This is a genomic window from Flavobacterium suaedae, from assembly GCF_014642915.1.
Taxonomy (GTDB): domain Bacteria; phylum Bacteroidota; class Bacteroidia; order Flavobacteriales; family Flavobacteriaceae; genus Flavobacterium; species Flavobacterium suaedae.
In genome coordinates, this window is the sequence record NZ_BMJE01000005.1 from 25,860 (window position 1) to 49,141 (window position 23,282).

The following is a 23,282-nucleotide window of genomic DNA, read 5'->3' on the forward strand; positions in this document are numbered from 1 at the left end:
CTTCTACCGTAGCAGAAGCATTTAAAATATTATGTGCAGTTTTTTTAAACAGTAGGGTGCTGGGATTTACGTTTTAATATACCTGCCGCAATGAGAGAAATTACTATACCAACCCATATAATTTCGGTATACGTTATAGCTGCGTTTATAAATGGATTTTTATAAAGTTCAGCCCATTCTTCCATTTCTTTCATGTTTGCCGCTATGGTTTCTTGCGATGCTCCTTCTGCTATAAGATTATTTCTGGTGTATTCGGCGTACTCCTTCATAAACTCATCCCCTATAAAAAAGTAATAGTCAACAAGCCATACTAATACATAAATGGTAGAAGCTATGAGGGTAATATAAAGCCCTATCCTAAATGCTTTACCAAAAGATATAATGCCGTTATTATATTTATCCCGATAGTTTTTAATGGCTACAAATATTAAAGAAAAAGCAAGTAGCATAGAAGCGTAGCCATAAATCATACCAATACTCATATCTATTGCATCAGGATATAGCATGGTCAATAAAAAGCCAATTGTACTTATAAATCCTGCAATAATGCCGAAGGTCCATACATTTTTAGTCATAATAATATTTTGTTTTTAGGTTTGTTCCTGCAAAAGTGCTTAAAATAGCATTTACAGCCCTCATACTTTCGGGTGATTATACATTTTTAAAAGGCTTTTAGTACTTTTTGGCTAGGCTATAATGTTTAATTTCCTGGCTTTCTCTACTGCTTGGGTACGTCTTTTTACCTCTAGTTTTTCATATAGTTTAGAGGAATGTGTCTTAACAGTATTAAGCGATAAAAATAAATTTTCGGCAATTTCAGCATTGCTGTACCCTTTTGCCATAAGTTCTAAAACTTCAAGTTCACGAGGGCTTAAATTTAGCTCTTGTAAGGCAGTTTCGTTTCTTACAAAATCTTTTTTCTGTGGTATATATATTTTCTTTTCTACTACTACAACTTCCTTTTTAGGCTTAGCAATTTTTAAAGCTACCCAAATACCCAGCAAAGTAAAAACAACAGCCAGTGGCCCAAAATATATATCTTGTGCATGGCTGATTATTAAAAATCTGATTTCCATCCATCGTAATAAAAACAGTAATAAAGCCAGGCAGGAGCCGTACAGTAGTATCGATTTGTATTTGTGGAAGAAAGAAATCATTTATATTAAGAGAGGTTATCTTAGCAAAGATAAAAATTCTGTTGTAGAAGTAATTTTGGCATAGTAACTTTGAGAGATAATAAACAGTGAAATGAAAATAGTTATATCGCCGGCAAAATCGCTGGACTTTGAAACGAAATTACCTACCCGAAAATATACGCAACCTGAATTTTTAGAAAAATCAGAAGTTATTCAGGAAACACTAAAGCAAAAATCTCCTGCTGAGTTAAAAGATTTAATGAGTATATCGGATAAGCTCGCCGACCTTAACTGGGAGCGTAACCAGGAGTGGAAGACACCTTTTACCAATAAAAATGCCCGGCCTGCCATATATGCTTTTAACGGCGATGTTTATACCGGGCTGGATGCTTATACTATACCTACCGCTAAACTTAATAAGTTGCAAGACAGTCTCAGAATATTGTCGGGACTTTATGGCGTGTTAAAACCATTGGATTTAATGCAGCCTTACCGTTTAGAAATGGGAACTAAATTGCAGGTAGGGGAGAATAAAGATTTATATGAGTTTTGGAAAGATGAGGTTACAGCAGCATTAAACGCTGAATTGAAAGATGATGAACTATTTTTAAATTTAGCTAGTAAAGAATATTTTGATGCTGTAGCTACGAAAGCCTTAAAAGTACCTGTAATTACCCCGGAATTTAAAGATTATAAAGACGGCAAATTACGCATGGTAAGCTTTTACGCTAAAAAAGCCAGGGGTATGATGGTGCGTTATATTATAGATAAAAACGTACGATCGTTAAATGGAATTAAGGGGTTTGACTATGATGGATATAGTTTTGACGCTAAATTATCAAAAGGGAATAAATTAGTATTTACCAGATAATAAAAAACTCCGCTTAGCGGAGTTTTTTATACTTTAGTATTTAAAGTATTTAAACAAAGTCTATTCAGTGGGCACTGCTTGCACTCTGTATTCATAACCGTAAAACAGACCGCCATCACCAATAGTAAACCTGAATGCCAGTTGTTGGTCTTCATCTAAATGGTCTATCATATGGGCTTTTCCTGTTTCGCCGTTTATAGTAATAGTGAGTACGTTACCGGTAGTGGTATACGTTCCTGTTCCTAAAAATGCTTCTGTACATTTGTTATACATATCAAACGAACCATTTTCGTTAAATGTAAGCAGATAACTGGTTTCTTCTAGGTTTTCATCTTCGCAGTCAAGAAGTATTATATAGTCGTCGCGCCAAATAGAAACAGTTTCCCAAGAACCGACTACACTACCTGTGTATGGGTCTTTAAGTCCGTTATCAACCACTCCGTTATCATCATCAGAACTACAGCTTAGTGCTGCAAAAGCAAACAATAATAAAAAAATCTTTTTCATAGCTAATTTTTATACTGCTAAAGTAGTGGGAAACTTCTTAAAAAAGGGTTAAGTGTTTTGTAACCTTATTATAAACTTTTAGCTACCTTTTTTCAGCTTATTCATAAATTCTTTAAATGCAGGGGCGAGCTCTTTAAAGAGTTCGTGGTCTCTGTTGCGCAGCATAACTTCACTAAACATTTTAAGCCCTATAGCAAACTCAGTGGCTTGGTTTCTGTCATCAAAAAGGTTTCTTTCTCTAAGTATTTCAATTATATTAAAAATGTTATCATGGTTATCAAACTGTAACCGTATAGGGCTGTGTAGCTCATCACCTTTTGGGTTATGGATATGCTCTAGTGTAACTTGGTAATGGTTATATTTTAAATTCATGGTATGTGGATTTTTATTAAAAAAAGGTGCAATAAATAAAATCTATATTAAATTATTTAGATATTGATTTTCAATTTTTTGAGACTAGTTATTTAAACTAAAACTTAACTGTTAATCCAGTTAGATAAAATTAACTTTCCTTGTGGAGTAAGTACAGATTCAGGATGAAATTGAACTGCTTTTAAGTCAAAAGAGCGATGTCTTAGAGACATAATATTTCCGTTTTCATCTATGGAAGTCGCTTCTAAAACTTCGGGAAAGCCAGTTGAATTTACACACCAGGAATGGTACCTTCCTACTTCTATAGTGTCGCCTAGCCCATTAAATAAATTCTCATTATTTACTATGATTTTTATAGAAGATGATACTCCGTGATATACTGTTTGAAGATTGATAAGTGAACCCCCGAAAACTTCGGCTATTGCCTGTTGCCCTAAACACACACCCAATATACTTTTAGTACTTGCATAGGTAGTTATAATACGTTCTAATAAACCTGCTTCAGAAGGTAATCCGGGGCCGGGAGAAAGTAATATTTTATCATAGTTTTTAACCTCATCTATCTCAACTTCATCATTACGAAGTACGGTTATTTTACAGTTGAGGTCTTCAAGATAATGGACAAGGTTATAGGTAAAACTGTCGTAATTATCTATTACTAAAATTTTCTTCATGTTACTTAATAAATGACTGCAAATGTATAAAAGATTTCTACCTTATTTTAATAAATACATAAATCTACTAAAATAGTAGGGTATTATGTTTCTCGTTTTACTTTTTTCTGTAACTTTGTTTATAACAATTAGAAAAATATGTTTTTAGACCAGATATATATGGCGTGTTGCAAGTGTTGTTTCCGTATACGGGAGGGACTTGCTATGTCATGATTTTTTGGTTAACTATCAAAATAATAAAGCAAGGCTCTCCGTATATGGTGAGCCTTTTTTAATTTAAAACATATAGTTATGAAACACCCGATATATAAAGCAAATTATCTTCACTCGGGGTTGTTGCCTGATAAAGCACAGGCAGGACTTTGGGTAGAAGAATTTTTTAAATGGTTATTTTGTATAGGTCCGGCTTATGCTGATTACCACTATTTTTTAAAGAAGGAGCAGGAGCTTGAAAAAATGCTGTTACAACTGCTGGAACTTTCAGGTTATGATAAAGAAAAAGCATCAGTATTTATTTCAGAATTAAAAAGTAAGGTAACTGTACTTCATGAAAAACTTGAAGATGACTTAAAAGCAATTTTTGAGTTCGATCCTGCGGCAAAAAGCAGAACAGAAGTACTACTGTCATACCCGGGTTTTTTTGCAATTGCTATTTACAGGCTGGCTCATGAGCTGTGGGTTAACGATGTTCCTATACTGCCACGATTAATAAGCGAATATATACACGGTAAAACAGGTATAGATATTCACCCTGGTGCTACTATAGGCGAACGATTTTTTATAGATCACGGTACCGGTATTGTTATAGGCGAAACAACTATTGTAGGTAACGATGTAAAGTTATACCAAGGGGTTACTTTAGGTGCACTTAGTGTAAATAAAGAAGATGCTGCTATAAAACGCCACCCCACTATAGGTAATAATGTTACTATTTATGCTAATGCCACAATACTGGGCGGTAAAACAGTAATAGGTGATGATTCTGTAATAGGTGGTAATGTTTGGATGACTAATTCAATTCCTGCACACTCCTTAGTATATCATAAAAGCGAAGTAACCATAAAAACCAAGGAGTCTTTTCCTGAACCTTTAAATTTTGTAATATAAAAATCAATATACATGAAAGCGAATAACATTTTAGAAACTATAGGTAAAACACCACATGTAAAGCTTAATAAGTTATACGGAAATCGTAATGTGTGGATTAAACTGGAGCGAAACAATCCTGCTAACAGTATTAAAGACCGTATTGCCCTTGCTATGATTGAAGATGCTGAGGAGAAAGGTTTATTAAAACCTGATAGTGTAATTATAGAACCTACATCGGGGAACACCGGTATAGGGCTATCCTTAGTAGCAGCGGTAAAAGGATATAAGCTGATATTGGTTATGCCGGAATCTATGAGTATAGAACGCAGAAAGTTAATGGCTATATACGGAGCAGATTTTGAGTTAACACCAAAAGAACTGGGTATGAAGGGAGCTATTGAAAAAGCAGCGGAACTTACAGCAGCTACACCTAATGCATGGTCGCCAAGACAGTTTGATAATCCTGCCAATGTAGAGGTACATAAGCGTACAACAGCACAGGAAATATTAGCCGACTTTCCTGAAGGAATTGATTATTTAATAACAGGAGTAGGTACAGGAGGACATATAACGGGCGTAGCAGCCGCTTTAAAGGAAAAACTACCCAACCTTAAAGTATTTGCTGTAGAACCCGAAGCATCGCCTGTATTGAGCGGTGGAGCGCCGGGACCACATCCTTTGCAGGGTATAGGAGCAGGTTTTGAACCCTCTATTTACAGAAAAGATTTAATTGATGGTGTAATAACCGTTAGTAAAGAAGAGGCTTTTGAGTTTGCTAAAAGAGTTGCAGCAGAGGAGGGGATACTGTCAGGAATATCTACAGGTGCTTCACTGGCAGCAGTAAATAAAAAACTGACGGAAATACCTGAAGATGCTACAGTATTAACTTTTAATTACGATACAGGAGAGCGTTATCTTTCTGTAGAAGGGTTATTTTAATTATGTAGTATTATAGTTTATAGCTGCTAAATAAAAAACCCCGCTTTTGGCGGGGTTCTTCTATCAATTTAAATTCAGAAAATTAGTAATATAAAGTAACTGTAAGTTTAAAGTCATCGTATATCATATTGTCTCCAAGTCCGTCGAATATACTTCCTGACTTGTATTCTATACCGTATTTTGTTCTGTCAACTTCAAACTGAGTTGTAGCTACGCCATCAGCAACTTTAAGGTCAAACTGTACAGGCTTAGTAATGTTTTTAATAGTAAGGTTAGCCTTTACTGTATAAACATTAGCACTTTTCTTTTTAACAGAAGTAAAGTTTAAGCTAGATGTAGGGTATATGCTTGAACCAAAAAAATCATCAGCTTTAAGGTGTCCTTCAAGTTTTTCTTTACCTTCACCAGCCTTTAAATCAGTAACTTCAATAGAGTTCATGTCTACAGAAAATTTACCGCTTACAAGGTTACCGTTATTAAATATAAGTGCACCTGAACTAAATTTAATTGTACCTTCGTGCTGTCCTGTTACTTTTTCACCTACCCATTCTATTTTACTTCTTGATGTATCAATATCCTGAGTTTGAGCTGCTGCAGTTAATGTACCTAATGCTACTACAAGCGCAACTGCAATTGATTTTAGGTTTTTCATCTTAATGAATTTTTAAATTAATTTTAGGTTATTATCGTTAAATAGTTATAAATAATTCTTCTTCAGGTTTTCTTACTTTGGCATACGACTGGAAATCGTCATCACTATGTCTGTATCCCGCAGCTACTATAGCAGCAGATGCAAGACCTTTTTTATCAAGTTCCAGTATACTGTCAACACCTTTTGGGTCAAACCCTTCCATTGGTGTAGTATCTATTTTGGCAACAGCAGCAGCAGTAATAAGGCTTCCTAAAGCAATATAACTCTGTTTTCCTGCCCAATGGCTATTTTCTTCTTCAGAGCGATTTTTTAAACTCCCTTTTATCATATTTTCAAAATCAGCAAGACTTTCTCTTTCTACATTACGTGTTTCACTAATGTTTTGCATGTATTTATCTACGTGATTATCACCTAAATTGATTTCGTTAGCAAAAATAAATAGGTGAGAGCAGTCTTTAAATACATTTTGGTTGTTACCAAAAGCAGCCTCGGCAAGTTTTTCTTTCATTTCCTGGCTTTTAACTACAACTACTCTGTAAGGTTGTAACCCTCCGGATGAAACACTAAGTTGTATTGCACTTTTAAGGTTTTCAATGTCTTTGTCAGATACTTTTTTCTGGCTGTCATACTTTTTAGTAGCATAACGCCATTTTAAGCTTTCTAAATAATTGTTCATAGTTTGTTTTTCTTTTTAGAGTTTATTCACCCCTGTATTTTTCCAATAACAGGTTTAGTTGTTCCAGTTCTGTTTCATTTAAGTTTTTGGCATACCCTGTTTCATGTTCCTGTACTTTAGGGTCTAATTCCAAAAGTAAATCTAATCCTTTTTTGGTAATACCAATATCCATTTTTCTTCTGTTTTCACTACATACTTTGCGTGTTACCAATTCCTTTAACAGCAATTTGTCTACCAAACGTGTGGTATTACTGGTTTTGGCTACCATTCTTTCTTGTATAACACACATATTTGCAGGTTTACCTTTTTGCCCTCTCAATATACGTAAAACATTGAATTGCTCAGGAGAAAGCTCATAAGGTTTTAATAATTCGTTGAAACTCTCTGCCTGAACATTTTGAGTATACATTATATTTAAAACAGTCCTTTTTGGTAAAGGGAGTTTAGTTTCGGATTTTATAACCTTCTCAATCTTCATAATTACAACTGCAAAATTTGTATGTACAAATGTATTATAATTAACAATTGTATATACAAGTATTATTGTTAATAAGTTGTTAAACTTTAAAACCCCTCATTTTTTGTCTAAATTTACAGGATATAAAAACACATTCCATATATTAATGAAAACAAGTAAACTTTTTAAAACCCTACTTTTTACGCTATCACTAACACTTTTCTTCACTGGCTGTAAAGATGCTAAAACAGAGGAAGATCCTAACAAACCAAAGCCTGTACAGGTATATCAAAAAGACGGTGTTACTGTAAATGCTTATGATTTTGCCGGCTTAGAGTATTTTTTAAACAGAGATGACAATACTACATATGTAGTAAACTTTTGGGCAACATGGTGTGTGCCATGTGTAGAAGAAATGCCATATTTTGAAAAGCTGGGAGAAGAGTATAAGGATGATAATGTGAAGGTTTTACTTGTAAGTCTTGACATGCCTAAAATGGTAGAAAGTAAATTGCTACCGTTTATAAAAGATAACGATATTAAAAGTGAGGTAGTTTTGCTTCGTGATCCTGATGCAAATTCATGGATATCTAAAATTAGTCCTTCCTGGTCAGGAGCTATTCCTGCAACAGTAATATATAAAAAAGACAAGAAAAGTTTTTACGAACAGTCTTTTGACTATGAGCAACTGGTATCGGCTTTAGACAGTATTAAATAATCAATAAACAAAAATCAATAAAAATGAAAAGAACACAAATTTTAGGTCTGTTTGCTGTGGCAAGTATTTTAATTGCAAATGTATCATGTAAATCAGAAGGCTCTAAGGCTGATGAAAAGAAAGAAGGTGTTGAAGCGGTTGACTCAACTGGTGTAGCGTCTGATATGAGTGAAACCGAAGTGCGTTCAGGATATAAAGTAGGTGATATAGCCACAGACTTTAGTCTTAAAAATATAGACGAAAAAAATGTATCACTTAAAGATATGGAAGATGCTAAAGGCTATATAGTGATATTTACTTGTAACCATTGCCCTTATGCGCAAGCATATGAAGAGAGAATTGTGGCACTGGATAAGAAATATAAGGATCAAGGCTACCCTGTAGTAGCTATTAACCCAAATAATCCTGAAAAAGCTAAGGACGACAGTTTTGAAAAGATGCAGGAAAGAGCATCTGAAAAAGGTTTTACTTTCCCTTACCTTTTAGACGAAGGACAAAAAATATATCCACAATATGGGGCTACAAAAACACCTCACGTATATATTCTTGAAAAAACAGGTGAGGGTAATGTAGTAAGATACATTGGTGCTATTGATGATAATTACGAAGATGCATCAGCTGTTACTAAAAAGTATGTAGAAGATGCTGTTGATGCTTTATTGGCAGGTAAAGAAGTTCCTGTAAAAGAAACTAAAGCTATAGGGTGCTCAATAAAAGCATAAATTTTTAATAAAAAGAAAGTAATAGAATGGATTTATCTCAACAAGAGTGGTGGGAGAAAGCTCAACAAGATGAGAATGCAGTAGTTCTTGATGTTAGAACTGATGATGAGTTTAACAGAGGAATAATTCCCGGTGCTATAAATATAGATATTTATAAAGGACAAAGTTTTATTTATCAGGTTGAAGAACTTGATAAGAGTAAAAACTACTATGTTTATTGTGCTGCGGGAGCCCGTAGTGGTAAAGCCTGTAGTATAATGAATGAGCTTGGATTTAAAAATACTTATAATTTAGCAGGAGGTATCTCTCAGTGGAGTGGGCCTGTAGAAATGCCCGGTTAACCTAAATAACTTTATAACTAAAAAAGCAGCACATTGTGCTGCTTTTTTTATGCTCTTCTCGATTTAAAGCTACCTATATTTTCTACCCAGTAGTCAATAAGGTCTTTAATTTTTTCTTTATAATTGTTATAGTCACTACCTTTATGGATGTATCCTTGTGCAGACAACTTGTTTGCCGCTTTAACCGACCTGTCATCTTGAGCATTGGAGATAAATATATACGGAATATCCTTATCCATAAAAATTTCTTCCTTAAGTATAAGGTTTCGCAGTTCAAAACCACCCAGTTTAGGCATGTTAATATCTGATATGACTATGAAAGGGTCAATTTCAGGCTTCCTCAAATACTCTAATGCCTCTGTACTGTCAGAAAAGAAAATAATATGGTTTTTGTACCCCAGATCACGAAATATTTCCTGTAATATTTCTCTATCATCTTCATCATCCTCAATAACCAGTATATCCCTGTGTTTTTTCATATATTGCTTTTAACTTTAATGCATAAGTATAAATTATATGTCAATATCAGATTACAAAATTTGACATAAGTTTTTAACTTTACTACACTTTTATAATAACTAATAATATGTATATTTTGCTGTAACGTGTACAGCGTTACTTAAAGCAGCTATAAATTAATTTTAATTTGGTTTAGGTGGGGGAGCAACAAACAAGTAAAGCTAAACAAATAAAAAATTGTATGCTATTAGCAGGTTTGATGCGGTAAAATAACAAAATTTTTTCTTGAAATAAGAAAAATAAACCAAGTTAAACACTTTTCAACCCTGCAATATCAGCCAGAATTATTTTTTTACCCGAAATTTCAATTACCCCTTTCTTTTTAAATTCAGAAAGTAATCGTATACAGCTTTCAGTGGCGGTACCGATAATTCCTGCCATTTCTTCTCTCGAAAGTTTTATCTTCAGGCTTTTATCTTCATTAGTTCCAAATTTATCATGAAGGTATAGTAATAATTCCGCAAGACGTTGCTTCACTGATTTCTGAGCCATGTTTACCAAATGGTCATCGGCACTTTTAAGGTCACCGCAAATAGTTCTCATAACATTCATAGAGAACTCGTTATTTTCATTAAAAAAGCCCATAACCTCAGCTTTAGGTATAAAACACACCTCCATATCTTCAAGGGCTACGGCACCAAGATTAACAGGTTCTTCACTTATTAAAGAACGTTGTCCTAAAAGCTCCCCTTTAGCAATAAGTTTTACAATTTGCTCATTGCCATTTTCACTTAGTTTAGTCATTTTACATACACCATCTTTAATACAAAATATACCCTGTATTTTTTCTCCTTCAGAAAAAATAGGCTCTCCTTTCTTAATGGTGTAAGATGATTTGCAGTTAGCAAGCTTCAATAATTCATTTTTATTTAAAGCTTTCAGGGAGCTGAATTCTCTTACAATACATTGCTCACATTTGCTCATAACTATATACTTGTAAGTGTTTGTGCAAAGTTACCTAATATTTAGTATACATGACAATTATCATATTTTATTTTTTTAATTTCTTACAATTTTGTATCAGGTAAAGAGCAGAACTATGGATGCAAAAAAATGTTTCCATTGCGGATTGGATATTGTCCCGAAAGAAGAAATAATTTTTGATGAAAAGTCCTTTTGTTGTAGCGGTTGTAAAACTGTTTACGAGATATTTAATGCAAATGGGCTAACAGATTATTATAATTTTGAAGTAGCTCCCGGAGCTACACCGCAAGACATAAAAGGAAAATATGACTTCCTTGAAAACGAGGCTATAGTAGCAAAGCTACTTGATTTTAATGAAGCCGATACGCAAATAATAACCCTACACATACCGCATATTCATTGCAGTTCCTGTATATGGATATTAGAGAACCTAAACAAGTTACATAGCGGAGTTAGTAGTTCGCAGGTTAATTTCCCGCAAAAAAAGGTGCGTATAGTTTTTAACCCAGAACAAATAACCCTAAAAAACTTAGTACACATACTAAGTTCTATAGGTTATGAACCTTATATAAGTCTGGAAAACTATGAGGAGCGGAAAAAAAGTGTAAATCGAGCCCTTACGTATAAGTTAGGTGTAGCGTTCTTTTGCTTTGGTAATGTAATGTTACTTTCTTTTCCCGAATATTTTGATGTAGATGAGTTTTGGCTGGATGAGTATAAAGGTTTTTTCCGTTGGTTAATATTTGTCTTATCGCTACCGTCGTTTTTTTATGCTGCAAGTGGTTACTATACCTCGGCGTGGAAAAGCATCCGCTCCGGTATGCTTAATATAGATGTACCCATAGCCTTAGGGCTTGTAGTGATGTTTATAAGGAGTACTGTTGATATAGTATTCGATTTAGGTTCAGGTTTTTTCGATAGTCTTACAGGATTAGTATTTTTCATGCTTTTAGGAAGGTTTTTTCAGCAAAAAACTTATAACTTCCTTTCGTTTGAAAGGGACTTTAAATCATATTTTCCAATAGCCATTACAAAAATTACTAAAGACCGTAAGGAAGAATCGGTTCCTGTATATGATATTGAAGTAGGGGACAGGCTATTAATACGTAATAATGAGCTAATACCGGTAGATGGTATATTAATGAGTGATAAAACAGATATAGATTACAGTTTTGTTACAGGAGAGGCTATTCCGGTAAATAAAAAGTCGGGAGATAAAATATACGCCGGAGGCAGGCAGGCATCTGGAGTAATAGAAATGGAAGTAGTTAATACTGTTTCACAAAGTTACCTTACCCAACTTTGGAGTAATGACATCTTCACTAAAAAAGATGAACGAAGTTATAAAAACCTTACTGATAACATAAGCCGCTATTTTACCCCTGTATTATTAGTAATAGCTTTTACCACACTTATTTATTGGCTGTTTATTAATGTAAATATAGCCTTCAATGTTTTTACGGCCGTATTAATAGTAGCCTGCCCATGTGCATTGGCACTAAGCGCACCTTTTACTTTGGGTAATGTGCTACGTATTATGGGTAAAAAGAAACTCTATTTAAAAGATGCTAATGTAATAGAGCAAATGGCTAAAATAGACACGCTGGTTTTTGATAAAACAGGAACTATTACCAGTAATAAAAAGTCAACCATAAAATATGAAGGTACAACCTTGAGTCAATCAGAAGAACAACTTGTAAGGAATGTAATGCATGGCTCAAATCACCCGCTAAGCAGAAGATTATATGAATATTTACAAAAAGGTAAAAATACCGATGCAGAAAACTTTATAGAGGTTACAGGTAAAGGTATAGAAGGAACTGTTGAAGGCAATACTGTAAAAGTAGGCTCTGCAACTTTTGTAGGGCAGCCAAAAGACGAGTCGCTTAAAACAAATGTACACGTTGCCATAAATGGCGAGTATAAAGGGAAATATGTTTTTGATAACCAGTACAGGGAAGGTTTAACCGAACTTTTTAAAGAATTGAGTAAAAACTATGAATTGAAAATTCTATCAGGAGATAACGAAGGGGAACGTCAGGCATTACAGGAATTATTACCTGAAGGAACAGAATTAATATTTAACCAAAAACCTGAAGAAAAGTTACAGTTTATAGAAAAATTGCAAAAGCAGGGCAAAGATGTAATGATGATAGGCGATGGGCTTAATGATGCAGGAGCATTAGCACAAAGTAATGTAGGAATATCAATATCAGAGAATGTAAATGTTTTCTCCCCAGCCTGCGACGGAATACTCGATGCGGGAGAGTTTAGAAACATAAACTATTTCCTTAACTTTTCTAAAAATGCGGTTAAAACTATAAAAATGAGCTTTGGGCTGTCACTACTGTATAATGCGGTAGGACTAACTTTTGCCATTGCAGGAAGCCTCTCACCCTTAACAGCAGCTATTATAATGCCGCTTAGTACAATTACTATAGTAAGTTTTGTAACAGTTGTTAGTAATTATTATGCGAAAAAGGGTAAGAAAAACACTAAGCATGACAAATATCATATTTTAAGCCAAGCTGCATAACTAGCTTTGTTAACATAAATTTAGTAAGGTATGAGTGTTATATATTTATTAATCTCCATCAGTATTGTAGTGGCTGTTGGTTTTTTCTTCGCCTTTATAAAGGCTGTAAAAACCGGACAGTATGACGACGACTACACCCCCTCAGTCAGAATGCTTTTTGACGATGAATTAAAGAAAAACCAAAACAAAGAAAACTCAAACAATAATTGATTATGGAAGTGCAACAATTTTATTACGACAATAAAATAGTTAAGAAATTCCTTTACGCTACCATAGTATTTGGGGTAGTGGGAATGCTTGTCGGTTTATTAGTCGCTACGATGTATTTATTCCCGAACATGACGGACGGGATACCGTGGCTAAGCTATGGAAGGTTAAGACCTTTACATACCAATGCCGTAATTTTTGCTTTTGTGGGTAATGCAATTTTTGCCGGAGTTTATTACTCGCTGCAAAGACTGCTAAAAGCCCGTATGTTTAGCGATTTTTTAAGTAACGTAAACTTTTGGGGCTGGCAGCTGGTAATAGTTGCAGCAGCCATATCATTACCATTAGGGTATACAACATCTAAAGAATATGCCGAGCTGGAATGGCCTATAGATATAGCTATAACACTTGTTTGGGTTGCCTTTGGTATTAACATGATAGGTACAATATTAAAAAGGAGAGAACGTCACCTTTATGTAGCTATTTGGTTCTATTTAGCAACATTTGTAACTGTAGCGGTACTGCACATATTTAACAGCTTAGAATTACCTGTAAGCGCAATGAAAAGTTATTCAGTATACGCAGGAGTTCAGGATGCGTTAGTACAATGGTGGTACGGGCACAATGCGGTAGCATTTTTCCTTACAACACCTTTCCTTGGGTTAATGTACTATTACCTGCCAAAAGCTGCTAACAGACCTGTATATTCATATAGATTATCAATTATTCACTTCTGGTCGTTAATATTCATATATATATGGGCTGGTCCTCACCACCTTTTATATTCAGCATTACCGGACTGGGCGCAAAACCTTGGGGTAGTATTCTCTGTCATGCTTATAGCACCATCATGGGGTGGTATGATTAACGGATTGCTTACACTGAGAGGTGCATGGGATAAAGTACGTACAGACCCTGTTTTAAAATTCTTTGTAGTAGCAATTACCGGTTATGGTATGGCTACGTTTGAAGGACCAATGCTTTCGCTTAAAAATGTAAACTCTATTGCTCACTTTACAGACTGGATTATTGCTCACGTACACGTAGGAGCATTAGCTTGGAATGGTTTCTTAACCTTTGGTATGATATACTGGTTAGTACCACGTATGACAAAAACTACGCTATTCTCTACTAAGTTAGCCAACTTCCACTTCTGGATTGGAACACTGGGTATTATATTATATGCATTACCAATGTATGTAGCAGGATTTACACAAGCAAGTATGTGGAAACAATTTAATCCTGATGGGTCTTTAGTATACGGTAACTTTCTTGAAACAGTTAAGGAAATAATGCCAATGTACTGGATGCGTGCTATAGGAGGTACATTATTCGTAATAGGTTTACTTGTACTGGTATATAACATTATTATGACTGTAAGACAAGGTCAGCCGGTAGAAGATGAACTGGCAGAAGCACCTGCGTTACAGAAAATAAGCAAAAGAAGACTTAAAGGTGAAAAATTCCACCCTTGGTTAGAAAGAAGACCTATACAACTTACAATATTGGCTACAATAGCAATATTAATAGGAGGTATAATACAAATTGTGCCTACTATAATGGTAAAATCTAACATAAAAACTATTTCAACGGTAAAACCATATACGCCGCTCGAACTGGAAGGTAGAGACCTTTATATAAGAGAAGGCTGTGTAGGGTGTCACTCTCAAATGATTCGACCATTCCGAAGTGAGGTAGAACGCTACGGCGAATACTCTAAATCTGGCGAGTATGTTTATGATCACCCATTCCTTTGGGGATCTAAAAGAACAGGACCTGACTTAATGAGAGTAGGAGGTAAGTACAGTGATAACTGGCATTTTAACCACATGTGGGATCCGCAAAGTACCTCAGCAGGTTCTATAATGCCGGGATACAAATGGCTGTTTGATAATAAGAAAATGGACTACTCTGATATTGAGAAGAAAATGGAAGTTATGGTTGAACTGGGAGTTCCTTATACCGAAGAGGATATAGCGAACGCACAGAAATCTATAGCAGAACAATCCGCAAAAATTGAAGAGAATCTGCATACTGACCCTGACTTTGTAAAAAGTTATGAAGATAGCAGAAAAGCTGCTAAAGCAAGAGGAGAAGAGTTTGTAGCAATGAAAGACAGAGAAATTGTAGCCCTTATTGCTTACCTGCAACGCCTTGGTACAGATATTAAAATTAAACCTGCAGAAGGTGAAACTGCTGATAACACTAAATAAAAAGAAGTCATGCTAAAATTTGTAAAACATAATTTGGATACGATTTCGGGAATTGAAGTTTACCCTATCATATCACTACTTATATTTTTCATCTTCTTTGTAGCGTTATACACGTGGGTATATACCTATAAAAAAGAGAAAATATCAGAAATGAGCAATTTGCCATTTTCTGATGAAATGAATAATGATAACGAAATAAATAACCTATAAAACAACAGGATCATGAAAAAGTTAATTCCGGCATACGTAAGGGTTCCCGTACTTTTTGCCCTAGTAGTTATGGCTTTGGAATATTTTATAGACTCGGGAGATAAACCAGCCTTCATAAAATATCCAATGGTTTCAGTATTCCTGTTTGTTTTTCTATTCCTGCAAATTGCTATAGAAATAGTAATTAGTGCAATAGACAGGGTTACTTACGCAATGCTTACAGATGAACAGAAAGAAAGGCTTGCCGCAGCTGAGACATCATTTAGCATTAAGAACAGTAAATTATATAAAATGCTTACGCGTTCTAAATCTATAGAGCGTGAAGGTGAAATTATGATGGATCATGATTATGATGGTATTAAAGAACTGGACAATGTTTTACCACCGTGGTGGGTAGGTCTTTTTTATGCTACTATAATTTTTGGACTGATTTATTTAGTGCGTTTTCATATAATAGGTGATTATGACCAGAAGCAGGAGTTTGAAATGGAAATGGCAGAAGCTAAAAAAGCAGTAGATGCATACAAATCAACAGCTAAAGACCTTATTGATGCAGAAAGTGTTACACTACTAACAGAAGGAGCAGATTTAGCGCAAGGTAAAACTATATTTGAAAACACCTGTGCAGCTTGCCACAGAGCAGATGGCGGGGGAAGTATAGGGCCAAACCTTACCGATAAGTATTGGATATTAGGCGGAGGAATTAAAAATGTATTCCACACCATTTCAGAAGGTGGTAGAGATGGTAAAGGTATGGTAGCATGGAAAGCGACATTACGACCAAACGAAATACAAAGGGTTGCCAGTTATGTACTGTCATTACAGGGAACTAACCCGGCTGATGCAAAAGAACCTGAAGGCGAAATATGGGTAGATGAAAATGCAGAAGCAACTGATGCTGATGCAGGAGAAACTACAGATGCTGTTGAAGAATCTGAACAGACAGAAGAAACTTCTGATGTAGCAGAAGGTACTCCTGAAGTAGCAGCAAATTAATTGAAGAAAATTGTATAAAAATGGATGAGAAGTTTCGTGACAGTATCGCAACGATTAATGAAGATGGGAAAAGGTCATGGATTTATCCTAAAAAGCCATCAGGAAAGTTATATAAATACAGGAAGTTAGTTAGCTACTTCCTGTTAGCTTTCCTGTTTTTAGCTCCTTTCGTTAAAATTAATGGAAATCAGTTTTTAATGTTTAACGTGCTGGAACGCCGTTTCAACATTTTTGGGTTTCCCTTTTGGCCGCAGGATTTCCACCTTTTTGTTATCTCTATGATAATAGGGGTGGTGTTTGTAGCACTTTTTACTGTTGCATTTGGTAGAATATTTTGTGGATGGATATGTCCGCAAACAATCTTTATGGAAATGGTATTCAGAAGAATAGAATACTGGATTGATGGAGACCGTAATGCCCAGATGAAGCTGGATAAAATGAAATGGACAGGAGAGAAAATAAGAAAAAGGGCGCTAAAATGGAGTATCTTTTTTCTTATTTCCTTTATCATAGCCAATGTTTTTCTAGCTTATTTAATTGGAAGTGATCGTTTAATACAAATGGTTGAAGACGGACCATCAGAACACTTAGGTAACTTTATAGCACTGATTATATTTACCTGTGTATTCTATTTTATTTATGCCTGGTTCAGGGAGCAGGTTTGTATTATAGCTTGTCCTTACGGTAGGCTACAGGGTGTATTACTTGATGACAAATCTATTATTGTAGCCTATGACCACGTAAGGGGAGAAGGGGAAGCAGGGCGAGGACGTATTGTAAAAAATGAAGACAGGCAAGCAGCCGGAAAAGGTGATTGTATAGATTGTAAACTTTGTGTACAGGTATGTCCTACAGGTATTGATATAAGAAACGGTACTCAGTTAGAGTGTGTAAACTGTACGGCTTGTATTGATGAGTGTAATACCGTAATGGAAAAGGTGGGCTTACCTAAAGATCTTATCCGTTATGCAAGTGAGGAAGAAATTACCAAGAAAAATAAGTTTACATTTTCTGCAAGAATGAAAGGGTATACCGCAGTGCTTATAATATTACTGGGGATATTTACAGGAATGTTATTCCTGAGAAATGATGTAGAGGCTACAGTATTACGGTTACCAGGTCAGCTATATCAGCACAAAGGAGAGAATATAAGTAATGTGTTTACTTATAAAGTTGTAAACAAAACAAGTAAAGAATTTGACAGTGTTTATTTTAAAATAGCCAAACCAAAAGGGGTAATTAAAATGGTAGGTAACAAGTATTTTAAAGTACCCAAAGAAGGCTTAGCGGAAGGAACACTGTTTATAGAAATTAATCCTGCCTTTTTGGAAGGAGATAAAACGAAGGTTACTATAGAAGTGTATAATGGTGATGATTTAATTGAAACGGAAACCACAAACTTTTTAGGACCTCGTACATTTAATTAAACTGAAATGTTATGAAAATTAAATTCAACTGGGGAACCGGTATTGCACTGGCTATACTATTTTTTATAGCGTTTATAATGTACTTTGTAATAAAAGTACAGTCTGATCATAGCTATGATAATGAGTTAGTTGTAGAAGATTATTATAAAAAAGAAAGAACACTTGAAGCTAAACTTAACAGAGAGCAAAATGCTGCTGACTTAACCGACCAAGTGACGATACACCAAAATGCTGAGAGTATAATTATACATTTTCCTCAAGCATTTGATGCAACAAAAATAACAGGCAAAGTGTCCTTATACAGGCCGTCTAACCAAAGGCTGGATTTTGATATACCTATTTCAATATCCGCTCCTCAACTGCTCATACCTAAAAGTGATTTGGCAGGCGGCCGTTGGGACATTGCTGTAGAATGGAAATATAACGGTACAGAGTATCGTAATAACAAAATGCTTACTTTAAATTAAAGTAGTTAAATAAAAAAGGTAATAATGCTATATTCTGCACTATTATTAGGTTTACTATCCAGCCTGCACTGCATTGGTATGTGCGGGCCTATAGCTATTATGCTGCCTGTAGGCAGAGATACTCCTGCGCAGAAGGTATTTCATATTGTATTATATCATTTAGGAAGAATAACAGCCTATTCAAGCCTGGGGCTTATATTTGGCGTTATTGGTAAAGGGCTTTACCTGGCAGGAATGCAACAGCAGTTATCCATTATAGCAGGTATTATAATGATAGTAATAGCTATGGTTCCTGAAAAGCAATTTGCAAAGTATAACTTCTCTAAACCCGTATATAAAGTAATATCAAAAGTAAAAAGCAGTCTTGGTAAACAATTTACCAAAACGAGCAATGCAGCTTTTTATATGACAGGGTTATTTAACGGATTTTTACCTTGCGCATTAGTATATGCAGCATTATTCGGGGCTATTGCCATGCAAAACCCTGTGGGGGGTATTGCTTATATGGCATTGTACGGAATAGGCACTATACCGATGATGAGTGCAGTAATATATGTATCAGGCTTTATGTCCGGGCAATGGCGAAATAAACTGGTAAAAGCTGTCCCCTATGTAGCAGTATTTATAGGTATGCTATTTATAGTAAGGGGGCTTGGGTTGGGAATTCCTTTTATTTCTCCGGCTGACACCAGTTTATTTGTACAAAGTAACCCCGATTGCGGAATTATAAATCATTAAAAAAAGCCTCAAAGTAATTTGAGGCTTTTTTCGTTATATAAATTGTTGGGCTGGTTTTTCACTATATAGTCATCGAAAACAGTTTTGTTTCCGGTGATTTTCTTTTTAATCGTAAATCAAAAGCCATGCATATATTTCTTACAAAGGCTTTACCCTTATCGGTAACAATTATATTGTCTTTCCCTATTTGTAGTAGTCCATCGCTTTCCATTTCATGAAGTTCCAGTAATATATCAGGTAACTCTTTAAAGTAGTTTGTTTCATCACTCCACGATGTTTTAAAAGAACACATAAGGTTTAATATGTGTTTTCTTATTACAAGATCTTCATCATTAAGCAAGTGTCCTCTGAAAACAGGAAATTCATTTTGCTCAAGTCTATTATAATAGTCCTCTAAGTTCTTTTCATTTTGAGCAAAGGAATACCAACTATCACTGATTGATGATACACCTAGACCAACCATCAACTGCGTTTTTGATGCACTGTACCCCATAAAATTACGATGTAGTTTACCTGTTTGGAAAGCCTCATACATACTGTCTGTTTCCAAAGCAAAGTGATCCATACCTATTTCATGATATCCCTTTTTAGCCAGCAGTTTTTTACCTTCCTCATAAAGTTTGCGTTTTTCTTCGTCTTTAGGAAGGTTATTTTCATCAAAACCACGTTGCCCGTTCCCTTTTATCCAAGGTACGTGTGCATAGCTGTAAAACGATATACGGTCAGGGTTTAGCGAGTTAGTTTTTTCGATAGTATCGGTAATATTTTCAAGACTCTGAAAAGGTAACCCGAAAACTAAATCATGACTAATAGAAGTGTACCCTATTTCTTTAGCCCAAAACGTAACCTTTGCTACATTATGAAAAGGCTGTATGCGGTGTATAGCTGTTTGTACAGTGTTATCGTAGTCTTGCACACCAAAACTTACTCTCCTGAAGCCTAAGTTGTATAAAACTTCTAAATGCTTTCTGGTAGTATTGTTTGGATGACCTTCAAAACTAAATTCGTACCCCGGAGCTTTTTCTCCTTTACTTAAAATACCTGTTATTAGTTTTTCTAAACTTTCAGGACTGAAAAAAGTAGGAGTACCTCCGCCCAAGTGTAGTTCTTTAATTCTTGGTTTATCAGGAAAAGCTGCGCAGTACATATTCCATTCTTTTAAAACAGCTTCTATATACGGCTGTTCAACTTCATGGCGTTTGGTTATTCTTTTATTGCAACCACAAAAAGTACACATACTTTCACAAAAGGGTAGGTGTATGTATAAACTAATCCCCTCGGTAGCATTACTTTCGTTAAATGACCTCAGCATGGTTTGTATCCATTGCTGTGTAGTAAAATTGTTCTCTTCCCAATACGGTACAGTAGGGTAACTGGTATATCGGGGACCCGGTACATTGTACTTTTGAATAATCTTTTCCATACTCATACTAATTTCCAAAATCAAAATTACCTCTATATGATTTATAAAAAAATGATAATTATCATATTGGTTTTAACTGTGTTTTAGGCTCTTTTTTATTATTTTAGTGGCAAATTCAACTGAGTTATGAGAAGATTATTTTACGTATTATTCATTGCCGTTTTAGCTTTAACTTCATGTAAAAATGATACTGAACAAAAACATGGAACGGAACAAAAAATTAGTTTAGTTAAACCAACTGTTTTTTATGAAAAAATGGCAGAACATGAGGGGAAGATTATAGATGTTCGTACTGAAAAGGAATATAATGCAGGACATATAAAAAATGCTATTAATATGCATTTATATGATAAAGATTTTGAGAAGCAGTTAGAAACACTTGATAAAGACCAACGTGTATATGTATACTGCAAAGCAGGAGGGAGGAGTGCCGAAGCAGTGAATATAATGAAGGAAAAAGGTTTTAAAAGAGTTATAGAACTTGACGGTGGTATAGATGCGTGGCTTGAAGCTAAAAAACCTGTTGTGAAATAACGTAGGAACTCTCTCTATATATAAAAGCCCCAAACCTAGGGGCTTTTTTATTGATACTCATCAGCCCACTGGTTAGTTTCGGGGTTCCATACAAGCGTATCTGAATAATCTTCCATGATTACTTTTTCTATGCCTGCTATAAAATCATTAGATACAAGACATGGGAAATCTCCAGCCATGTATATTCTGCCTTCAGCATCACATTCCAATGTTGTGTTATCAAGAGGGTAATATGCAATAGGGAAAGTATATTTTCCTCCGTAATAAGCAGGCTTTGATAGATATTCATTTATTGAATACCCTCCTTCTGTCAAAGCTTTAAAGTTCATTACAGCTCCCTCAAAAGTAGGTATTGTTTTTACTATTAAATCTCCATACTCATATAAAAACTCTTTTAAGAAATCAGGAAACTTTTCAAATCCATCTAATTTTTCAAATGCAGATTTCATGTTTCGACCTTCGAACCATCCTGCTTTTTCAAATTGTTTTTGTACTTCTGTTTTAAATTGCATTTTTAATCCAATCTTCTATTGTTAGGCCATCTGCCTGCTTCATATTCTTCAATGTAGTAATCTACCCCCATAGCTGTTCCAAAAACAATAACTTTTCCGGTTTTATTTTCTACTAAAAAAGGAGCATTTCCTGCTAAAGCATATTCTTCGTTTCCATTTTCAATTAGTTGTTTACTATTATAGCAATAAATATTACCGTATGTTTTTTTTATAGTTATATGGTGACCAATTAATAATTCAATATTGATTTCCTTTTCAATTTTTTTATATAATTTTCTGCAATTTCATTCATTTCTTCATTCTTCATTATTTTTTAGTGTTGAAAAGTTATTCATAACAGATATTAAATAAACCTTTTTGCTTTATTCATATTTGCTTTAAGTTTAAATTTAGTAGATTTTACCTCAATATACTCTATTCCACTATCTGATTTTAATATATATTTGTTATCATTCTTTGTCCATTGTTTTTCTCCTAATGACTGCTCAACAACATTTTCAATATCATCTAATGGTGACATAAACTCGAATTCTACATACTCAAAAAAGTCTTCTTTCGTATACTTTGATTTTAAATTTTTAATATCATTTCTGTATGTTAAGTTTTCTAGATATATTTTTCCATTATCTAATATTTCTTTTTGACTTGTAGAGGAAATTAGAGATGAAAATATAGCAAAACCAGCATGATTATCTTTAAACATCGTTACAATTATCCATAGTATATCTTCAGTTTTACAGGTTTTTGCAAACTCTTCAAACTCTGTTTTTTCTTTATCATATTTAAAAAACATTTCTATACTTTCGTCGGGATCATCTATGAGTTTCATAGGTTCCACATAATAAAATAGTTCAAAGTCTAAATCTTCTTTTTTCATGATACAGAATAATTTATAAATTTAAATTCTTTTTATTATAAATAGTTAGCGTTGAAAAATAAAAACCACCTAAAAGGTGGTTTTATATTAGTATTCATCTACCCATTGGTTTGTTTCGGGGTTCCATTCAAAATAATTTGTCCAATTATCTTCAATAATTTTTTCAATTCCTTCTGTAAAAGTATCACTTATTTTAAAATAACGATCTCCTGCTAAAAATACCGCCCCATTAGAATCCGTATATACAAAATAATGGTCAGGATAGTAGTAGCCTACCTTATATAAAACATCAGAAAAAGGTAAGTTTTTTTCACTATTATTTTTAATGAACTTAATAGTAGTATCTAAAGTGTTTATAACTTCTGATTTGGAAGGTTTACAATCTTCAATTATTAAATCACAGTATGATTTTAAAAAATCTTTAAGGTGATTAGGTAAGTCAATATAATTCGAAATTTTTTGAATTAATTTATTTTCAGTGTTTCGACTTTCGAACCATCCTGCTTTTTCAAATTGTTTTTGTACTTCTGTTTTAAATTGCATTT

The 23,282-nt window shown here is 34.4% G+C and carries 29 protein-coding genes; 15 read left to right on the top strand and 14 right to left on the bottom strand.

Annotated features, from left to right (window positions below; all coding sequences use genetic code 11):
• Nucleotides 1–44: 44 nt before the first annotated feature.
• Entirely contained in the window at nucleotides 45–575 is a 531-nt protein-coding gene (locus IEW45_RS10300) for a DUF4199 domain-containing protein (protein ID WP_188621173.1), read from the bottom strand.
• Nucleotides 576–686: 111 nt separating this feature from the next.
• Nucleotides 687–1,076, bottom strand: coding sequence for a response regulator transcription factor (locus IEW45_RS10305; RefSeq protein ID WP_229665934.1), 390 nt, complete (start codon nucleotides 1,074–1,076; stop codon nucleotides 687–689).
• A 172-nt stretch (nucleotides 1,077–1,248) separates the two neighbouring features.
• On the opposite strand from IEW45_RS10305, the gene yaaA reads away from it, so the two are divergent.
• Nucleotides 1,249–2,007 carry a peroxide stress protein YaaA gene (gene yaaA / locus IEW45_RS10310; RefSeq protein WP_188621175.1) on the top strand — a complete coding sequence of 253 codons (759 nt, stop codon included), beginning with the start codon at nucleotides 1,249–1,251 and terminating at the stop codon, nucleotides 2,005–2,007.
• 60 nt (nucleotides 2,008–2,067) lie between these two features.
• Here yaaA and IEW45_RS10315 read toward each other — a convergent pair whose 3' ends face one another.
• From IEW45_RS10315 to IEW45_RS10325, 3 genes are all read right to left on the bottom strand, one after another.
• The gene (locus IEW45_RS10315; protein WP_188621176.1) at nucleotides 2,068–2,514 is read right to left on the bottom strand and encodes a lipocalin family protein; all 447 of its coding nucleotides are present in this window, start codon (nucleotides 2,512–2,514) and stop codon (nucleotides 2,068–2,070) included.
• A gap of 78 nt (nucleotides 2,515–2,592) precedes the next feature.
• On the bottom strand, nucleotides 2,593–2,886 hold the full coding sequence (locus tag IEW45_RS10320) for a DUF3861 domain-containing protein (RefSeq protein ID WP_188621177.1): 294 nt from the start codon (nucleotides 2,884–2,886) through the stop codon (nucleotides 2,593–2,595).
• Between the two features lie 104 nt (nucleotides 2,887–2,990).
• Nucleotides 2,991–3,560 (bottom strand): anthranilate synthase component II, encoded by a 570-nt coding sequence (locus tag IEW45_RS10325; protein ID WP_188621178.1) that lies wholly within the window; start codon nucleotides 3,558–3,560, stop codon nucleotides 2,991–2,993.
• 291 nt (nucleotides 3,561–3,851) lie between these two features.
• Between IEW45_RS10325 and epsC the strand changes: the two genes are divergently transcribed.
• Together epsC and cysK are read left to right on the top strand one after the other, a co-directional pair.
• On the top strand, nucleotides 3,852–4,667 hold the full coding sequence (gene epsC, locus IEW45_RS10330; protein ID WP_188621179.1) for a serine O-acetyltransferase EpsC: 816 nt from the start codon (nucleotides 3,852–3,854) through the stop codon (nucleotides 4,665–4,667).
• A gap of 12 nt (nucleotides 4,668–4,679) precedes the next feature.
• Nucleotides 4,680–5,588, top strand: coding sequence for a cysteine synthase A (cysK, locus tag IEW45_RS10335; protein WP_188621180.1), 909 nt, complete (start codon nucleotides 4,680–4,682; stop codon nucleotides 5,586–5,588).
• 82 nt (nucleotides 5,589–5,670) lie between these two features.
• On the opposite strand, the gene IEW45_RS10340 is transcribed toward cysK, so the two are convergent.
• From IEW45_RS10340 to IEW45_RS10350, 3 genes are read right to left on the bottom strand one after another with little or no spacing between them, the layout of a single operon-like run.
• Entirely contained in the window at nucleotides 5,671–6,240 is a 570-nt protein-coding gene (locus tag IEW45_RS10340; protein WP_188621181.1) for a YceI family protein, read from the bottom strand.
• 37 nt (nucleotides 6,241–6,277) lie between these two features.
• A complete protein-coding gene (locus IEW45_RS10345) occupies nucleotides 6,278–6,916 on the bottom strand; it encodes an NAD(P)H-dependent oxidoreductase (RefSeq protein ID WP_188621182.1) in 639 nt (212 codons plus the stop codon).
• A gap of 22 nt (nucleotides 6,917–6,938) precedes the next feature.
• Nucleotides 6,939–7,394, bottom strand: coding sequence for a MarR family winged helix-turn-helix transcriptional regulator (locus tag IEW45_RS10350; protein WP_188621183.1), 456 nt, complete (start codon nucleotides 7,392–7,394; stop codon nucleotides 6,939–6,941).
• A gap of 145 nt (nucleotides 7,395–7,539) precedes the next feature.
• Between IEW45_RS10350 and IEW45_RS10355 the strand changes: the two genes are divergently transcribed.
• Genes IEW45_RS10355 through IEW45_RS10365 form a run of 3 tightly spaced genes read left to right on the top strand, consistent with a single transcriptional unit; the run spans nucleotide 7,540 to nucleotide 9,154 of the window.
• Entirely contained in the window at nucleotides 7,540–8,091 is a 552-nt protein-coding gene (locus IEW45_RS10355) for a TlpA disulfide reductase family protein (protein ID WP_188621184.1), read from the top strand.
• A gap of 23 nt (nucleotides 8,092–8,114) precedes the next feature.
• Nucleotides 8,115–8,813, top strand: a complete 699-nt coding sequence (locus IEW45_RS10360; protein WP_373283188.1) for a thioredoxin family protein — start codon at nucleotides 8,115–8,117, stop codon at nucleotides 8,811–8,813.
• 26 nt (nucleotides 8,814–8,839) lie between these two features.
• Nucleotides 8,840–9,154 carry a rhodanese-like domain-containing protein gene (locus IEW45_RS10365; protein WP_188621185.1) on the top strand — a complete coding sequence of 105 codons (315 nt, stop codon included), beginning with the start codon at nucleotides 8,840–8,842 and terminating at the stop codon, nucleotides 9,152–9,154.
• Between the two features lie 47 nt (nucleotides 9,155–9,201).
• On the opposite strand, the gene IEW45_RS10370 is transcribed toward IEW45_RS10365, so the two are convergent.
• Nucleotides 9,202–9,633 carry a response regulator gene (locus IEW45_RS10370; protein ID WP_188621186.1) on the bottom strand — a complete coding sequence of 144 codons (432 nt, stop codon included), beginning with the start codon at nucleotides 9,631–9,633 and terminating at the stop codon, nucleotides 9,202–9,204.
• A gap of 289 nt (nucleotides 9,634–9,922) precedes the next feature.
• Nucleotides 9,923–10,597 carry a Crp/Fnr family transcriptional regulator gene (locus tag IEW45_RS10375; protein WP_188621187.1) on the bottom strand — a complete coding sequence of 225 codons (675 nt, stop codon included), beginning with the start codon at nucleotides 10,595–10,597 and terminating at the stop codon, nucleotides 9,923–9,925.
• 115 nt (nucleotides 10,598–10,712) lie between these two features.
• Here IEW45_RS10375 and IEW45_RS10380 point away from each other — a divergent pair, with 115 nt between their 5' ends.
• Genes IEW45_RS10380 through IEW45_RS10415 form a run of 8 tightly spaced genes read left to right on the top strand, consistent with a single transcriptional unit; the run spans nucleotide 10,713 to nucleotide 19,391 of the window.
• Nucleotides 10,713–13,133 carry a heavy metal translocating P-type ATPase gene (locus tag IEW45_RS10380; protein ID WP_188621188.1) on the top strand — a complete coding sequence of 807 codons (2,421 nt, stop codon included), beginning with the start codon at nucleotides 10,713–10,715 and terminating at the stop codon, nucleotides 13,131–13,133.
• A 30-nt stretch (nucleotides 13,134–13,163) separates the two neighbouring features.
• On the top strand, nucleotides 13,164–13,343 hold the full coding sequence (gene ccoS, locus IEW45_RS10385) for a cbb3-type cytochrome oxidase assembly protein CcoS (protein WP_188621189.1): 180 nt from the start codon (nucleotides 13,164–13,166) through the stop codon (nucleotides 13,341–13,343).
• A gap of 2 nt (nucleotides 13,344–13,345) precedes the next feature.
• On the top strand, nucleotides 13,346–15,553 hold the full coding sequence (gene ccoN, locus IEW45_RS10390) for a cytochrome-c oxidase, cbb3-type subunit I (protein WP_188621190.1): 2,208 nt from the start codon (nucleotides 13,346–13,348) through the stop codon (nucleotides 15,551–15,553).
• 9 nt (nucleotides 15,554–15,562) lie between these two features.
• On the top strand, nucleotides 15,563–15,763 hold the full coding sequence (locus IEW45_RS10395) for a CcoQ/FixQ family Cbb3-type cytochrome c oxidase assembly chaperone (RefSeq protein WP_188621191.1): 201 nt from the start codon (nucleotides 15,563–15,565) through the stop codon (nucleotides 15,761–15,763).
• 12 nt (nucleotides 15,764–15,775) lie between these two features.
• Nucleotides 15,776–16,759: a cbb3-type cytochrome c oxidase N-terminal domain-containing protein gene (locus tag IEW45_RS10400; protein ID WP_188621192.1), complete on the top strand. Its 984-nt coding sequence runs from the start codon at nucleotides 15,776–15,778 to the stop codon at nucleotides 16,757–16,759.
• 20 nt (nucleotides 16,760–16,779) lie between these two features.
• Nucleotides 16,780–18,186, top strand: coding sequence for a cytochrome c oxidase accessory protein CcoG (gene ccoG, locus IEW45_RS10405; RefSeq protein WP_188621193.1), 1,407 nt, complete (start codon nucleotides 16,780–16,782; stop codon nucleotides 18,184–18,186).
• Nucleotides 18,187–18,197: 11 nt separating this feature from the next.
• Nucleotides 18,198–18,653, top strand: coding sequence for a FixH family protein (locus IEW45_RS10410; RefSeq protein WP_308421047.1), 456 nt, complete (start codon nucleotides 18,198–18,200; stop codon nucleotides 18,651–18,653).
• Between the two features lie 24 nt (nucleotides 18,654–18,677).
• Entirely contained in the window at nucleotides 18,678–19,391 is a 714-nt protein-coding gene (locus IEW45_RS10415) for a sulfite exporter TauE/SafE family protein (RefSeq protein WP_188621194.1), read from the top strand.
• Nucleotides 19,392–19,452: 61 nt separating this feature from the next.
• Here the strand turns inward: IEW45_RS10415 and hemN are convergent, their stop codons facing one another.
• Nucleotides 19,453–20,814 carry an oxygen-independent coproporphyrinogen III oxidase gene (hemN, locus tag IEW45_RS10420; protein WP_373283189.1) on the bottom strand — a complete coding sequence of 454 codons (1,362 nt, stop codon included), beginning with the start codon at nucleotides 20,812–20,814 and terminating at the stop codon, nucleotides 19,453–19,455.
• A gap of 126 nt (nucleotides 20,815–20,940) precedes the next feature.
• Between hemN and IEW45_RS10425 the strand changes: the two genes are divergently transcribed.
• Complete coding sequence (locus IEW45_RS10425; protein WP_188621196.1) at nucleotides 20,941–21,348, top strand: rhodanese-like domain-containing protein; 408 nt, start codon at nucleotides 20,941–20,943, stop codon at nucleotides 21,346–21,348.
• Nucleotides 21,349–21,395: 47 nt separating this feature from the next.
• On the opposite strand, the gene IEW45_RS10430 is transcribed toward IEW45_RS10425, so the two are convergent.
• The 3 genes from IEW45_RS10430 to IEW45_RS10440 form a co-directional block, all read right to left on the bottom strand.
• The gene (locus IEW45_RS10430; RefSeq protein WP_188621197.1) at nucleotides 21,396–21,860 is read right to left on the bottom strand and encodes an SUKH-3 domain-containing protein; all 465 of its coding nucleotides are present in this window, start codon (nucleotides 21,858–21,860) and stop codon (nucleotides 21,396–21,398) included.
• A gap of 343 nt (nucleotides 21,861–22,203) precedes the next feature.
• On the bottom strand, nucleotides 22,204–22,737 hold the full coding sequence (locus IEW45_RS10435; RefSeq protein WP_188621198.1) for a hypothetical protein: 534 nt from the start codon (nucleotides 22,735–22,737) through the stop codon (nucleotides 22,204–22,206).
• Between the two features lie 87 nt (nucleotides 22,738–22,824).
• Entirely contained in the window at nucleotides 22,825–23,280 is a 456-nt protein-coding gene (locus tag IEW45_RS10440) for an SUKH-3 domain-containing protein (RefSeq protein ID WP_188621199.1), read from the bottom strand.
• Nucleotides 23,281–23,282 lie beyond the last annotated feature (2 nt).